The organism is Actinosynnema pretiosum (assembly GCF_024171695.1).
GTDB lineage: Bacteria > Actinomycetota > Actinomycetes > Mycobacteriales > Pseudonocardiaceae > Actinosynnema > Actinosynnema pretiosum.
The window spans coordinates 14,452-29,925 of record NZ_JAMTCF010000038.1 but is presented as its reverse complement, the minus strand read 5'-3'; the positions used below and the strand labels follow the sequence as shown (position 1 = coordinate 29,925).

Below are 15,474 nucleotides of genomic sequence, written 5' to 3'. Positions count from 1 at the left end.
CTCGCGGTCGAACTCGTCGATCGCCTCGGCGATGACGCGAACCCTCGCCACGAGCGCGGTGAGGGTGCCGTCGCGCGACCAGCGCCAGAACCGGTTGTAGACCGTCTTCCACGGCCCGTACCGTTCGGGAAGGTCACGCCACGCGATCCCGGACTTGGCCTTGAACAGCATCCCGTTGATCACCCGACGGTCGTCCACCCGAGGACGACCCTTCGCGCCCGAGACTGGCAGCAACGGCTCGATCACCCGCCACTGCTCATCGGTCAACTCGTGCCTGCGGATCACGACCCGAAATCAAAGCAGATCAGCTACAACTGCTTTGAGGACACGCCCTAGCGGATTTGGTGGGGGTGCTGCGGGAGGGCGGGGTGGAGGTGTCGGTGGACGGGGTGGCTACGGCTGAGGGGAGCCGGTGGTGGCGGGAGGTCGGGGCGGAGACCGGGGTTGGGGGGTTGTTTCCTGGGCGGGTTCGGTGAGGGGGGTGGGGGCGGGCGGCTGGCTGGTGCGGTGGCGTGACGGGTGGCTGGCGGGGGTATGACGGGCGACTGGCGCGGTGACGGCGACTCCACGAAGGGCCGCTGACACGGCGATGACGGGTTGCTGGAGAACGGCTGGGACGGTGACCAGCCTGGAACCGCCCTGGCCTGCGGGTGGTGAAGCCGGGGCACGAGCGTGGCGGGCGGGCGGTGAACGGTCCGTTCACCTCCGGCCTCGGCTGGGTGTGGCGCGCGGCTGAGGCGCGAGAGCGGCGAGCGGCCGGTTGAACGGACCGTTCAACCACCAGACCCAGGTGCGGGACAGCACTGGCTGGGGCGCGGGACGGCGCGGCTGGGACGTGGGACGGCACGGCTGGGACGTGGGACGGCACGGCTGGGACGCGCGAGCAGCGAACAACCGGTTGAACGGACCGTTCAACCGCCAAAACCAGCGCGGCTGGGACGTGCGAGCGGCAAGCAGCCGGTTGAACGGACCGTTCAACCACCACGGCCCCGGCATGAGACAGCAGCACGAGACGGCCGGACAGCACTGACTGGGGCGCGGACCAGCACGACTGAGGCGCACGAGCAGCAAGCAACCAGTTGAACGGACCGTTCAACCGCCAAAACCCGGCACGCTGAGCACGGGGATAGCCCGACTGGGACACGAGAGCGGCAACCGGCCAGTTGAACGGACCGTTCAACTACCACGACCCCAGCACGAGACAGCAGCACGAGACGACCGGACAGCACTGTCTAGGGCGCGGACCAGCACGACTGAGGCGCACGAGCAGCAAGCAACCAGTTGAACGGACCGTTCAACCACCACCCCAGCACGGAACCAGCAGGGAACAGCAGAGGACAGCACTGGCTGAGGTGCTGACCAGCACGATTGAGGCGCGCGAGCAGCGAGCAACCGGTTGAACGGGCCGTTCAACCGCCGAGCCCAGCGTGGGGCGGCACGGCTGGGGTGGGTGAGCAGCGAGTGACCGGTGAACGGTCCGTTCAACGCCGGACCGATCTACGCGTGGTTCAGCAAGGGCATCCCGAAAGCGGCGCCTCGCCAAGCCCCTCCCCCAAAAGCAGCCGCCCGCCAAGCCCCGAAAGCAGCCTCCTGCCAAGCCCTCCCCCTCCCCCAAACGCAGCAAACCGCCCACCCCCTCACCAGGGGGCGGGCGGTCCGGTGGCTTCCCGCTCCTGACCGAATGCGGCGCTCGTGGCTAGATGCGGCAGGTGTCCAGGGAGCTGACCAGGATCGCGCGCGCGCCCACGTTCCACAGCTGGTCCATGATCTTGGGCGCGTCGTGCCTCGGCACGAGCGAGCGGACCGCCACCCAGCCCTCGCGGGCCAGTGGCGAGACCGTGGGGGCCTCGATGCCGGGCACCAGCTTGAACGCCTCGTCCTGCGCGCTGGTCGGGCAGTCGAAGTCCAGGATCACGTAGCTGCGGGCGATCAGCACGCCCTTGAGCCTGCGCACCAGCACCTCCACGGCCTCCGCGGTCTCCGCGTCGACGCGCGTGGCGTCGCGCTGGATCAGCACGGCCTCCGAGCGCAGGATCGGGTCGCCGAACGTGGCCAGGCCCGAGGTCTTCAGGGTGATGCCGGTCTCGACCACGTCGGCGATGGCGTCGGCCACGCCCAGCTCGACGGCCGTCTCGACCGCGCCGTCCAGGCGGACCAGGTCGGACTTGATGCCCTGGCCCTCCAGGTAGCGGCCGACCAGCTTCGGGTAGCTGGTGGCGATCCGGCGCCCCTCCAGCTCGGAGACGTCGGAAATGGAGCCGGGCACCCCGGCGAAGTAGAACGAGGCGCGCCCGAAGCCGAGCGGCAGGATTTCGTCGGCCGCGATCGTGGAATCGAGCAGGAGATCACGGCCGGTGATGCCGACGTCGAGCGAACCCTCGCCGACGTAGACCGCGATGTCGCGCGGGCGCAGGAAAAAGAACTGCACGCCATTGGCCTTGTCCGCGACGATCAACTCGCGCCCCGACCTGCTCACGCGGTACCCCGCCTCGCTGAGCATTCGCGCGGCGGGTTCGCTGAGCGAACCCTTGTTGGGCAGGGCAAACCGGAGAGAAGCCATGCCCTGGAGTCTGCCACACCGGGTGACGGTCCCCTGTTCCGGGTACACCGGTACGAGTGTCTCGGGGAATGAGACCCACTGCGGGTTCATGGGGCGTTCACCTGGTCGAGCGGGAAAGCCGAGCATTGCATTCAAATTGAAAGCGGGGGTGACGCGGCGCTCGCGGTGAGTGGCGCGTGCGGGGCGAGCGGGTGATTCATCCGGGTTTTCCGGGCGCGCTTTGCGCTCGCGCGGACGTGGGGCGGACGCCGCCCGCCGCCGCTCCGCCGGAGAGCCCAAGCGGCGGGCGGGCGCGAGTCAGCCGGTTTTCCCGGCGACCGGCGGGCGGGACCGGGGGCGGTGGTGGACGCCCCCGGCCTGCCGTCCCCCGGCGGCCCGGCCGGGGTCAGCGGCCCCCGGCGAGCAGGCGCTCGAACGGGACCACGTCCGCGTAGGGGTCCGCCTGCGCCGCCGGGGCGCGGCCGACCAGCAGGTCGGCCAGCTCCGCCCCCGCGCGGTCGATCCGCTCGACCAGCCCGGAGCCCGCGCCCCAGTCCGCCGAGGCCGCGTACACGCCCGTCGGCAGCACGATCGCCTTCAGGTAGGCGAACAGCGGGCGCAGCGCGTGGTCCAGCACCAGCGAGTGGCGCTCGCTGCCACCGGTCGCGCCGATCAGCACCGGCTTGCCCGCCAGCGCGCCCGGCTCGACGACGTCCACGAAGGACTTGAACAGGCCGCTGTACGAGGCGTTGAACGTCGGCGTCACGGCGATCAGCGCGTCCGCGCCCACCACGTCCTCGACCACCGCGCGCAGCGCCGGGCTCGGGAACCCGGCGACGAGGTTGTCCGCGATGTCGCGGGCCACGTCGCGCAGGTGCGCGGTGGTGACCTCCACCGGACCGGTCGCGGTCGCACCGAGAGCGGTGGACGCGGCGGCGGCGAGGCGGTCGGCCAGCAGGTGGGTGGACGACGGCTCACCGAGGCCCGCCGACACCACGGCGATGCGGGTCATCGCACGGTCTCCTTCCCGGTCTCGACGGCGCCGGTCCCGACAGCGGTCCCGGCGCCGTTCTCGGCGGCGGTCTTCGCGGCGAGCAGGCTCTGGTGCGTCGGCGCCTCCGGCACGTCCGCGGGCCGCTTCGCGGCGAACTCGCGGCGCAGCTCGGGCACGATCTCGCCGAGCTGGTCGAGCTGCTCCAGCACGGTCTTGAGCGGCAGCCCGGCGTGGTCGACCAGGAACAGCTGCCGCTGGTAGTCGCCGAAGTGCTCGCGGAAGGTCAGCGTCTTGTCGATGACCTGCTGCGGGCTGCCCACGGTGAGCGGGGTCTGCTCGGTGAACGTCTCCAGCGACGGGCCGTGGCCGTACACGGGGGCGTTGTCGAAGTACGGGCGGAACTCGTTCACCGCGTCCTGCGACTTCGGCCGGATGAACACCTGGCCGCCGAGGCCGACGGGGGCCTGGTGGGCCTTGCCGTGGCCGTAGTGCTCGAAGCGCGCGCGGTAGAGGTTGATCAACCGCATGAAGTGCTCCTTCGGCCAGAAGATGTGGTTCGCGAAGAACCCGTCCCCGTAGTACGCGGCCTGCTCGGCGATCTCCGGGCTGCGGATCGAGCCGTGCCACACGAACGGCGGGACGCCGTCGAGCGGGCGCGGGGTGGAGGTGAACGACTGGAGCGGGGTGCGGTGCTTGCCCTCCCAGTCGACGACGTCCTCGCGCCACAGCCTGCGCAGCAGGTGGTAGTTCTCGATGGCCAGCTCGATGCCGTCGCGGATGTCCTTGCCGAACCACGGGTACACCGGCCCGGTGTTGCCCCGACCCATGATCAGGTCGACCCGGCCGTCGGCCAGGTGCTGGAGCATCGCGTAGTCCTCGGCGATCTTCACCGGGTCGTTGGTGGTGATCAGCGTGGTCGCGGTGGACAGGATCAGCTTCTCGGTGCGGGCGGCGATGTAGCCGAGCATGGTGGTGGGCGAGGACGGCACGAACGGCGGGTTGTGGTGCTCGCCGGTGGCGAAGACGTCGAGCCCGACCTCCTCGGCCTTGAGCGCGATGGCGACCATCGCCTTGATCCGCTCGCCCTCGGTGGGAACCCGCCCCGTGGTGGGGTCGGGAGTCACGTCGCCGACGGTGAAGACCCCGAACTGCATGACCGCTCCTCGATCCAGGTAGTTGCGAGTTCAACTACTTGTCCCAACGGTACAGGTGCGCGAGGTATTCCGGACCCCCTGGGTGGGGTGACGCGCACCGCGCGGGGCAGGCGGCCCTCCGGGGGCAGGCGACCCGCCGGGGCGTGCGGCCCTCCGGGGTCAGTCGGCGTCGAGCCTGGTCGCGATGGCCCTGGACAGCGGGTACGGGCGCTCGGGCGGCAGCAGGCGCCTGGCCTGCTCGGCGCGCCCGGCCTGGAGCAGGGCGGAGATCTTCCTGGTGCGCTCGGTCAGGTCGGCCACGCCCACGACCCACTCGTCCACCAGCTCGCGGATCACCTCGCGCCCGATCCCGACCTGGACGCTGTAGTGGTTCAGCGCCGCCCCGCGCAGCGACCGCTCCGGGTCCCACTGGACGTGCACCCGCGCGTCCGCCAACCCCGGCGAGCCGGTCAGCACCGCCTCGCCGAGCGCGCGCTCCCACCCCTCACGGGTGATCCGCACCGCCAGCACCCGCTCCTGCCCCGGTTTGCGCGCCCAGTTGCTGCGGTGCATCAGCCACAGGTACGAGGGCTTGATCCAGGTCATCCGCCCGAACGAGAACGGCGGCACGAAGCGGCCCGCCGCCAGCGCCGGATCGGCGATCGCGGACGAGTAGGCCTGGTACACGGTGATGCGCGAGCCGTCGTAGTCGGCGCGGATCTGGCGCTGCGGAGCCACGCGGGCCACCCTCGCACGCGGGCGACCACGCGGGCGAGCGCGTTTCCACCCCCCGACCGCCCGCACCGGACGGGTGATCAGAAACGCCGCTCCAGCAGCGCGAGCAGCGCCCGCCCGTCCCGCACCACGACCGTCGCGTCCCCGGAAGCGGGCTCCAGCAGCACCACCCGCGCGCCGCCGTCCCGCGCGAGCAGCTCCAGCGCCGCCGACGCGCCCGGATCACCGGCCCCGCAGGAGAGCACCGCCAGCGACGGCAGCAGCGCCGACACCTCCGCGAGCACCGCCCCCGACCCGCCGAGCGCCCGCCAGTGCGCCGCCAGCCCCGGCACGTCCGCCAGGAGCCGCAGCGCGGACTCCAGGGTGCCGAACAGGCTCGTCGCGCTGTGCTCGGCCACCACGACCAGGTCCCGCTCGGCCGCCAGCCGCGCGCACCGGCGCAGCTCGGCCACCACGAACGACCACGCCGCCGCCGTCGCCTCCCACGGCGGCACTCCCCCGGCCCGCACCAGCACGCCCGGCGCGCCGAGGGACTGGGCGCTGTCCAGCACGGCCGCGAACTCGTCCGGGTCGTCGCACCCGGCCCGGTACCCGGACCCGTACACCCCGACCGCGAGCCCGGCCGCCTCGGACAGGCCCGCCGCGCGCTCGGCCGCGACCAGGTCGCCCGGCGGCACGTGCACGTCGCCGCCCCACGCGAGAGCGCCGACCCCCGCGCCCAGCGCCAGCTCGACGACCTCCGCGAGCGGTCTGTCCGGGAAGCGGGCCGAAGCCAGTCCAGCGGTGATCATGCACGCCCCTCGTCCTCAACCCGGTTGACCACCGCCATCCTCACTGAACATGACTGTCGTTATCAAGCCGAACGAACTGAAAGGCCCCCGACCCCGGCGCGAGACCGGGACCGGGGGCCGGGAAAAGCCCTGCTAGGCGCGTTCCACCAGGTGCCCGATCACATCGGGGCCGGGGTGCGGGGCTCCCGAGCCGTCCCGGCGCGGGTCGACCTCCGGCAGCTCCACCGCCGCCCCCGCCTCGGTCACCGCGGCGGGCCGGGCGCCGACCCAGGCCAGCACCAGCCCGTCCTCGCCCTTGAGGAACCGGTGCGCCCTGACCCCGCCGGTCGCCCGCCCCTTGGCCGGGTACAGGTCGAACGGCGTCACCTTCACGCTCTGCCCGGTCGAGGTCACCACCACCGGCTCGCCGTGCTCGGCGTCGTCCGTGCGCACCGCGCCGAAGAACACCACCGACGCCTCGGCGGGCAGCGTGATGCCCGCCATGCCACCGCCGCGCAGGCCCTGCGGTCGCACCAGCGACGCCCCGTACCGCAGCAGCGACGCCTCCGAGGACACGAACACCAGCGCCTCCTGGCCGTCGGCCAGCCACTGCGCGCCCACGACCTCGTCACCGGCCTTGAGCCCGATCACCTCGAACTCGTCCGACCGCACCGGCCACTCGGGCGCGCACACCTTCACCACGCCCTGCCTGGTCCCGAGCGCGAGCCCCGGCGAGTCGGTCTCGCCGAGCGGCGCGATGCCGACCACCCGCTCCCCCGACTCCAGGTCCACCAGCTCGCGCACCGGCACCCCGCCGCTGAGCGAGAGCGTGCCCTCGCCCTGCGGCAGCACCGGCAGCGGCAGCACGTCGGTCTTGAACGCGCGCCCCCTGCTGGTCACCAGCAGCACCTGCCCGCGCGCGGTGGTGTGCACGGTCGCCGCCACCGCGTCGTGCTTGGCCCGACCGCTGCGCTTGCGCCCCTCCACGGCCTCCTCGGACTCGGCGGCGGTGCGCGCCACCAGGCCCGTCGCCGACAGCACGACCTGGCACGGGTCGTCCGCGACCTCCAGCGGACCGGAGGTGCGCGAGGCGGCCAGCACCTCCTTCAGGTCGCCGTCGAGCAGCGTGGTGCGGCGCTCGACGGACAGGTCCTTGGCGACCTTGCCCAGCTCGTTCGACACGACCCGGCGCAGCACCTTGTCGTCGTCCAGGATCGTGGACAGCTCGGCGATCTCCCCCCGCAGCCGCTCCTGCTCGCCCTCCAGCTCGATCGAGTCGAACCGGGTGAGGCGGCGCAGCGGCGTGTCCAGGATGTAGGCGGCCTGGATCTCGGACAGCTCGAACGAGCTGACCAGACTCTCCTTGGCGGCCTGCGCGTTCTCGCTGCGGCGGATCAGCTTGATCACCTTGTCGATGTCGATCAGGGCCTTGAGCAGGCCCTCGACCAGGTGCAGCCGGTCCTCGCGCTTGCGGCGGCGGAACCTGGTGCGCCGGGTGACCACCTCGTACCGGTGCGCCAGGAACACCTCCAGCAGCGCCTTGAGCCCGAGCGTCTGGGGCTGCCCGTCGACCAGCACCAGGTTGTTGATGCCGAACGACTGCTCCAGCGGGGTCAGCCGGTACAGGTCCGCGAGCAGCGCCTGCGGGTTGACGCCCACCTTGCACTCGATGACCAGGCGGATGCCGTTCTCCCGGTCGGTGAGGTCCTTGACGTCGGCGATGCCGGTGAGCCGCTTGGACTTGTTCACCTCGTCGGTGATCTTCTCGATGATCTTCTCGGGCCCGACGCCGTACGGCAGCTCGGTGACCGTGATCGCCTGCCTGCCCCGGCTGCCCTCCAGCGGCCCGGTGGTGACGGTGGCGCGCATCCGCACCACGCCGCGCCCGGTCTCGTACGCCTTGCGCACCTCGTCCAGGCCCAGCAGCATCCCGCCCGTGGGCAGGTCGGGGCCGGGGATGAACTCCATGAGCTTGTCCAGGTCGGCGTCCGGGTGCTTGACCAGGTGCCTCGCCGCCGCCACGACCTCGCCGAGGTTGTGCGGGATCATGTTCGTCGCCATGCCGACCGCGATGCCCGAGGTGCCGTTGACCAGCAGGTTCGGGAACGCGGCAGGCAGCACGGCCGGTTCGGTGAGCGAGCCGTCGTAGTTCGGGCGGAACTCGACGGTGTCCTCGTCCAGCTCGCCGACCAGCAGCATCGCGGCGCCGGACATGCGGGCCTCGGTGTACCGCGAGGCGGCCGGTCCGTCGTCCGGGGAGCCGAAGTTGCCGTGGCCGTCGATGAGCGGGGTGTTGAGCGAGAAGTCCTGCGCCAGCCGCACCATCGCGTCGTAGATCGCGGTGTCGCCGTGCGGGTGGTACTTGCCCATGCAGTTGTGCACGACGAGGCCGTCCACGACGAACGCGTGCTCGTCGGCGTCGACCTGGATGTCGTAGGTGGTGTCCGGGGCGACCGGCTCCACCGACACGACCTCAGGGGCCGGGGCCTGCGACGCCCCGGTCAGCTCGCGCAGGTCCTGCTCGGCGGCCGAGCGGGCCCACGGCAGCAGGGCCGCGCCGAGGGTCGCGGCGGCCCCGCCGGACAGCCGGACCTCGCCGTCCGCCCTGGTCGCGGGCAGGCCGCAGTCGGCCAGCAGCGCGCCGACCTGCTCGGCGAGCAGCGCGGTGCGCACGCCGAGGACGACCTCGCCGTCGCGGACCGAGCCCGCGCCGTCGAAGACGCCCGCGAGGAACGCCGCCCACCGGCCGCGCTGGAGCAGCACGGCGGCGGGCGCGGCCCCGGAGGCGACGGCGGCGCGCACGCCGACGTGGCCGTCCAGGTCGAGCACGTGCACGTCGCGGCCCCCAGGGCCTTCGGCGGGCAGCTTGTCCCTGGTCACGGCGACGTTCGCGGCGATGGCCCAGCCGTGGACGGCGTCCGCAGGGCCCTCGTCGGTCAGCCGCAGCCGCTGACCGTCGACGCCCGCCGAGGCCAGCAGGCCGAGCACGTGGGCGTACTGGTCGCCCGCCCCGAGCAGCGCGGACGCGCGGTCCGGGCCGAGGGCGACGGCGCGGCGGCCGACCAGGTCGCGCGCGGCGACCCACTCGACGCCCGCGTCCCCGGCCGCGTGGACCCGGAACCGCTGCCCCGGCGTGACCAGGATGGTCCGGCCGTCCGAGAACGTGACCCTGACCAGCTCGGACACCGGGTTCTCGTACACCTGCGCCACCCGGACGGGCGACCCCGCCGGGTCGAGCACGTGGTCGCCGACCACGATCTCCTCGATCGGCCGCACCCCGGAGGGGGTGGACACGAGCGCGCCCCGCACGAAGCAGTCACCGACCACGCGGGAGGACTTCACGTACGGCGAGGTCGGCCGGTGGTTCTGCTCGTTCATCGAGAACAGGATCCGGCGGTGCACCGGCTTGAGGCCGTCTCGCGCGTCCGGCAGGGCGCGGGAGTGGATGACCGAGTACGCGTACTCCAGGTACGAGTCCTCGATCTCGGTGGTGAGGGAGTTGTCGATCACCTTGGCGCCCGCGCTGTCGAAGGCGGACGGGTCGACCCTGGTGACGGGTCCCTTGCGGCGTGCCATGGCTGAGCGTTCTCCTGGCGTCAGACGTCGATGGCGGACTGGTCGACCCGCGCCGCGGACGCGACGAGCCAGGCCCGCCGGGGTTCCACCTTCTCGCCCATGAGCAGCTCGAGCGCGGCCTCGGCCGCCTCGACGTCGGCGAGGGTGATGCGGCGGACGGAGCGGGTGGCGGGGTTCATCGTGGTGTCCCACAGCTCCTCGGCGTCCATCTCGCCGAGGCCCTTGAACCGGGGGACGGGCTTGACCACGGTCTTGCCCGCCCGCTCCAACCGGGCGACCTTCTGCTCCATCTCGCGCTGGGTGAAGGTGAAGTGGGTCTCCGCGTTGCGCCCCTTGGTGACGACCTTGTGCAGCGGGGGCATCGCGGCGTACAGCCTGCCGTCCTCGATGACGGGTCGCATGTACTTGGCGAACAGGGTGATGAGCAGGGTGCGGATGTGCGAGCCGTCGACGTCGGCGTCGGCCATCAGGATGACGCGGCCGTAGCGCATGGTCGACAGGTCGAACGTGCGGCCGGTGCCCGCGCCCAGGACTTGCACGATCGAGGCGATCTCGGCGTTGCGCAGGGTGTCGGCGAGGCTGGCCTTCTGCACGTTGAGGATCTTGCCGCGCAGCGGGAGCAGGGCCTGGTACTCGGAGACGCGGGCCATGCGCGCCGAGCCGAGCGCGCTGTCGCCCTCCACGAGGAAGAGCTCGCTCCGCGAAACACCGGTCGTGCGGCAGTCGACGAGCTTCGGCGGCATCGCCGCGCCTTCCAGCGCGGTCTTGCGGCGGGCCGCGTCCTTCTGCTGCTTCTGGGTCAGCCGGACGCGGGCGGCGTCGACGACCTTCTGGAGGACGACCTTGGCCTCCGCCTTGGTGCGGCGGTCCTCGGTCCAGGCCTTGACGTGCTTGTCCACCAGGGCGAGCACGACCCTGGTGACGCCCGCGGTGGACAGCTCGTCCTTGGTCTGCGAGGTGAACTGCGGTTCGGGCACGCGCACGTGCACGACCGCGGTCATCCCCTCCAGCACGTCGTCGAGGGTGGGCGGGTCCTCCTTCGGCTTGAGCAGGCCCCTGGTGCGGCCGATGGCCTCCTGCACGGACTTGAGCACGGCGCGCTCGAAACCGCGCCGGTGCGTGCCGCCGTGCACGTTGCGGATGGTGTTGGTGAAGCACTCCACCGTGCGCTCGTAGCCGGTCCCCCAGCGCAGCGCGATCTCGACCTCGGCGTGCCGCTCGACCTTGGAGCGCATGACGCCGTTCTCGTCGGCGGCGTTCTCGTGGTAGACGCCCTCGCCGTTGATGGTGATCTTGCCGGTGACGGCCTTCTCCGAGGAGGGCGCGAGGAAGTCGACCATGTCGGCGAGACCGCCGGGGTAGTGGAAGACCTCCTCGGCGATCTTGCCGTCGACGGCCGAGCGCAGCACGTAGGTGACGCCGGGCACGAGGAACGCGGTGTTGCGCAGCTTCGCACGCACGGCCTCGTGGTCGAGCGCGGCGCCGTTCTCGAAGTAGCGCGAGTCGTGCCAGTAGCGGGTGGACGTGCCGGTCTTGCGGGTGCGGCCGGTGACCCTGAGTCCGGACTGGCGGGTGAAGGCGGCCTTCGGGCCCGGCCCGTCGAAGACGCCGGGGACGCCGTGGGCGAAGGACATCTCGTGGGTCTTGCCCTCGCGCCGGACGACGACGTCGTAGCGGTGCGAGAGGGCGTTGACGGCGGAGGCGCCGACGCCGTGCAGTCCGCCGGAGGTCTTGTAGCCGGAGCCGCCGAACTTGCCGCCCGCGTGCAGGCGGGTCAGGACGAGCTCCACTCCGGACAGACCGGACTTGGCGTGCACGCCGGTCGGGATTCCTCGGCCGTCGTCATCCACCTGGACGCTTCCGTCCGGGTGGAGGGTCACGGTGATGCGGGTCGCGTGCCCTGCGACTCCCTCGTCGGTCGAGTTGTCGATCACCTCGGAGAAGAGGTGGTTGACCCCTCGGCTGTCGGTGGAGCCGATGTACATGCCGGGGCGCTTGCGAACCGCTTCTAGACCTTCGAGGTGGGTGAGGTCGTCGGCCCCGTAAAGGATCTCTGCGGTCACCGGTCTCCCCTGGTCTGGGTGCGCTTCGGGCGGTTCACGGTAGTGGAGGGTAGCCGCGCCGTCGGACATTTCGTCGGGCGGTGGTCAAACACGCGTTCGAGCGTCAGTGCCGCGTAACGCTGCGTAGAACGTCCACAGTGGACAACTAGCGGTGTGCAACCGGAGACGGCAAGGACACGATCGGGTGACGATGTGGATAGAGTGCGGGCGTGCTCGCGGACCTGTCTGGAGGTGATCGGGCGCTGTGATGTTCCGCCGTTCCTCGCAGAAGGACGAGCCGGTCGTCCCACCGCCCCCACCGGCCCCCCTGCCCCCCATGCCACCACCACCGCCGCCATCGGTGATCGGAGAACCGGTGACGCCGGACAACTCGTACGCCGACACGGTGTACACCGAACCGTCGGGCTCCGTGTACCCCGACCCCAACGCCACGACCGGGACCATCGGCTCAGCGCTGGGAGGTCCCGCGCTGGGAGGTTCCGCCATCGGGAGCTCCGCGCTGGGCGCTTCGGCCCAGGGCGAGAGCAGATCCGGCTCGCTCAGCCCGTCCTCGTCCGTGTACGCCTCGGAGCCCGCCTACCCGCAGCAGGACGAGCCAGAGCCGTTCACCACCTCGTTCGCCGGGGCCGCGCTCGTGGTCGGCCAGCCCTCCGGGGTGACCGCGTCGGCCACGAACCTGGCCAGGTCGCTGCCCGTGGAGCGCGGGCGGACCGTGGTCGTGGTGGACGTGCCGCCCGCCGAGGAGGCCGCGTTCTGGCCCGCCGTCGCCGTGGCCCTGCAGGGTCGCGGGCCGGTGCGGCTGGTGGTCTCGCACGCCGGGTCGATGCGCCCGACCGCGCCCGCCCAGTGGCTCGCCGAGCAGCTCCAGGCCGAGGTCGTCGCCCCGGACGGGGCGCTGGCCATCGTGCCCGGCGTGGTGTTCGTGACCGGGACGGGCGGCGGTTACGGCGCCTGGCTGCGGTTCCTGCCCGGCGCGTCGCCGACGCCGATGGGCCGCCGGTTCCCGGTGCCCCAGTGGGAGGCGGTCGACCCGAACTCGCCGTGGCCGACCGGCGAGGTCGGCATCAGCGAGCCGATCCCGTCCGGGTTGTGGCTGCGCGCCCAGCGGGTGGCGTTCGACCCGAACTCGCCGGAGGCGCGGGCGGTGCTGTCGCTGCCGTGCCGGGACAACGTGCTCACCGTCGTGGTCGGCGGTCCCGGCCAGCCGCCCATCCCGGTCGAGGAGGTGTGCAGGCTGATCGGCGGGTTGCCGACGGCGGCGCGCACCCGCGTGCGGCTGGTGTGGTTCGGCGGCGAGCACGCCGCCCAGTCGGTCGCCGACCAGCTGGGTGAGCCGGTCGCGCTGTACACCGGACTGCCGGTGGGGATGTTGCGCATGGGCGCGTCGGTGGTCGCGGTCAACCCGCAGGGCCAGCCGACCTGGCGGCCGTACGTCACCGAGGTCGCGTACCGGCCGGGCTCCGGCCCGCTGGTCGCCGCGTACCGGCCGCCGGTGCACAGCCTGGTGGAGCGCGCGCCCGGCGTGTTCGACCTGGGCGGCGGCGTGGTGCTGGAGGTCGTGCCGTCCGGGCTCTGGGTGCACGACGCGGAGGACGGCACCACCACGGAGGTGCGGGCGCTGCCGGTGGACCCGGAGTGGGCGCGGCTGACCGTGGGCACGCCCGGTCGCACGACGGCGGGCGCGGTCGCGGTGGCGGGCGCGTCGCTGGTGGAGCGGCTGGAGCCGGAGGTGCGCAGGCTGCTGAAGGTCGTGTTCTGCGACCCGACGCCGATGCCGCGCCCGCCGGTCGCCGAGGAGCCGCCGGAGCCGTCGGTGCCGGAGGTGCCGGTGCCGCTGAGCGTGGACGGCCCGCTGCCCGCGCCGGTGAGCCCGACGTGGGAGGAGCAGTCCGGCGAGGAGACCGTGCCGCCGGAGCACCGCAGCACCGAGATGGAGCGGGACGCGCTGCGGCGGATGATGGGCGAGCGGTACGGCGAGCACGCGGCCGTGGCGTGCAGGCACCTGGCCGAGCGGCCGTCGGACCCGGAGGCGTTCGAGGCCGTGGTCACCGACCTGGCGGCGGTGTCGGCGTTCCTGACCCAGGACCACGAGCTGCTGACGGAGGCGTTCCGCACCGGCAGGCTCGGCCGGTTGTGGCCGCACGCGGCTGGCGTGGTGTCGGGTTTGCGGCGGCTGCCGGTGCACCAGGGCGTGACGGTGGGCTGGGGCGAGGCCAGGCGGCTGCGCACCGGGGACCTGCTGGCGGACGCGGCGGTGCTGAGCACGGTGGCCGGGCCGTCGATGCCGGTGGACGGTCGCGTGGAGTTCGTGGTGTGGTCCACGACCGGGCGCCGGGTGACCGTGGTGGACTCGTTCGGGAGCGTGCTGCAGGAGCGGGTGCTGTTCGCGCCGGGGACGGTGTTCAAGGTGCTGGCGGTGGTGGAGCCGGAGGAGACGACGCCGATGCAGGTGATGCTGCAGGAGGTCGTCGGGCGCAGCCAGGAGCTGCCGCCGGGGGTGCTCGGGACGTTGGAGCGCGCGGCGATGGCGCTGCGGGCGCAGGCCCGTGAGCGGGCCGGGGCGCGGTAGGGCCCTCGGACGGGACGGTCGTGGAGGGGGCGTTCGCCGGGTGGCGGGCGCCCCCTTCCGCTCCACCTCCCGCTTTCAGGACGGGCCGGGCCGTCGTCGGGCCGCTCTCCGCGCGGTGATCGCCGCCGCCCGCGCCTCCTCCAGCCGCCCGAGGCGCAGCAGGGCCAGTGCCCGGTTGCGCAGCATGTTCGGCTCGCCGGGGCCGTCGCCGATCGCCGCGTCCAGGGCTTCCAGGGCCTCGGTCGGGCGGTCCAGGGCCAGCAGGCACGCGCCTCGGGCGCCCGCCAGGTGGGCGCCCGAGGCGCGGTCGCCCTCGACGTCGCCGGGACCGGCCAGGACGCGGGCCGCCTCGTCGCACAGCCGCAGCGCGCGTTCCGCCTCGCCCAGCTCCAGCACCGCCACGGCGCGGTTGACGTGCGCGGCCAGGAAGCTGGGGCAGCGGGCCACCGCCTCGTCGTACGCCGCCACCGCCTCGGGCAGGTGACCGCGCAGGGTCAGGGCGGTCGCCCGGTCGTACCACGCGGGCGGGTGGTCCGGTTCCAGGGCGATCACCCGGTCGTAGTCGGCGAGGGCCGCGTCCAGGTCGCCCCGGTCCACCAGCAGCGCGCCCCGCCTCGACCTGGCCTCCACGTAGTCCGGTCGGGCCTGGATCGCGCGGTCGAGCCTGGTCAGGGCCTCGGCCGGGCGGTGCTCGGCGGCCAGCGCGGCGCCCTGGGCGCACAGCCGGACCGCGCCCGGCGGGCGGTCGGCGAGCAGGCGGGACCACTGGGCCTGGCCGACCAGCGGGCCGCCGCACGGCAGGCAGCGGGTGCGCCGGGCCGCGCAGCCCGCGCACAGCACGCGCTTGCAGTCGCGGCACGCCTGCGGGCCGGGGCCGGGGCCGGGCGGTCCGAGCGGTCCAGGCGGCCCGAGCGCTCCGAGCGGTCCGGCCGAGCGGTCGTCCGGGGGCTCGTCGTCCGGCTCACCACCGGCCGGAAGCCCCCCGACCTGAAGCCCGCCTGCCGCCGTCCCGCCGACGACCACGACCCCGCCACAACCCCACCCCGCGCACCCGTGCTCCACCAGGCCATCCCCCAGACCCGGCGCGGACGCCGG

At 73.0% G+C, this 15,474-nt stretch carries 10 protein-coding genes; 1 reads left to right on the top strand and 9 read right to left on the bottom strand.

Going from position 1 to position 15,474, the window contains the following annotated elements; translation table 11 throughout:
* The 8 genes from LV78_RS40190 to LV78_RS40155 all read right to left on the bottom strand — a co-directional run.
* Positions 1-282 (bottom strand): transposase (locus tag LV78_RS40190; protein ID WP_253848807.1); only part of this gene is annotated, 282 nt, incomplete at its 3' end.
* A gap of 1,414 nt (positions 283-1,696) precedes the next feature.
* Positions 1,697-2,560, bottom strand: a complete 864-nt coding sequence (gene hisG, locus LV78_RS40185) for an ATP phosphoribosyltransferase (protein WP_253851468.1) — start codon at positions 2,558-2,560, stop codon at positions 1,697-1,699.
* 385 nt (positions 2,561-2,945) lie between these two features.
* Positions 2,946-3,551, bottom strand: a complete 606-nt coding sequence (locus tag LV78_RS40180; RefSeq protein ID WP_253851467.1) for an FMN reductase — start codon at positions 3,549-3,551, stop codon at positions 2,946-2,948.
* A complete protein-coding gene (locus LV78_RS40175) occupies positions 3,548-4,687 on the bottom strand; it encodes an LLM class flavin-dependent oxidoreductase (protein WP_253851466.1) in 1,140 nt (379 codons plus the stop codon). Before LV78_RS40175 ends, LV78_RS40180 begins: the two co-directional genes overlap by 4 nt.
* A gap of 159 nt (positions 4,688-4,846) precedes the next feature.
* Positions 4,847-5,404: a DUF4291 domain-containing protein gene (locus tag LV78_RS40170; protein WP_253851465.1), complete on the bottom strand. Its 558-nt coding sequence runs from the start codon at positions 5,402-5,404 to the stop codon at positions 4,847-4,849.
* Positions 5,405-5,481: 77 nt separating this feature from the next.
* Positions 5,482-6,192, bottom strand: a complete 711-nt coding sequence (locus LV78_RS40165) for a sugar phosphate isomerase/epimerase family protein (RefSeq protein WP_253851464.1) — start codon at positions 6,190-6,192, stop codon at positions 5,482-5,484.
* A 132-nt stretch (positions 6,193-6,324) separates the two neighbouring features.
* A complete protein-coding gene (locus tag LV78_RS40160) occupies positions 6,325-9,747 on the bottom strand; it encodes a DNA topoisomerase (ATP-hydrolyzing) (protein ID WP_253851463.1) in 3,423 nt (1,140 codons plus the stop codon).
* Positions 9,748-9,767: 20 nt separating this feature from the next.
* Positions 9,768-11,810 (bottom strand): DNA gyrase/topoisomerase IV subunit B, encoded by a 2,043-nt coding sequence (locus LV78_RS40155; RefSeq protein ID WP_253851462.1) that lies wholly within the window; start codon positions 11,808-11,810, stop codon positions 9,768-9,770.
* Positions 11,811-12,150: 340 nt separating this feature from the next.
* Between LV78_RS40155 and LV78_RS40150 the strand changes: the two genes are divergently transcribed.
* Positions 12,151-14,379 carry an SDR family oxidoreductase gene (locus LV78_RS40150; RefSeq protein ID WP_253851461.1) on the top strand — a complete coding sequence of 743 codons (2,229 nt, stop codon included), beginning with the start codon at positions 12,151-12,153 and terminating at the stop codon, positions 14,377-14,379.
* A gap of 75 nt (positions 14,380-14,454) precedes the next feature.
* Here LV78_RS40150 and LV78_RS40145 read toward each other — a convergent pair whose 3' ends face one another.
* Positions 14,455-15,441: a tetratricopeptide repeat protein gene (locus tag LV78_RS40145; RefSeq protein WP_253851460.1), complete on the bottom strand. Its 987-nt coding sequence runs from the start codon at positions 15,439-15,441 to the stop codon at positions 14,455-14,457.
* Positions 15,442-15,474: the final 33 nt, after the last annotated feature.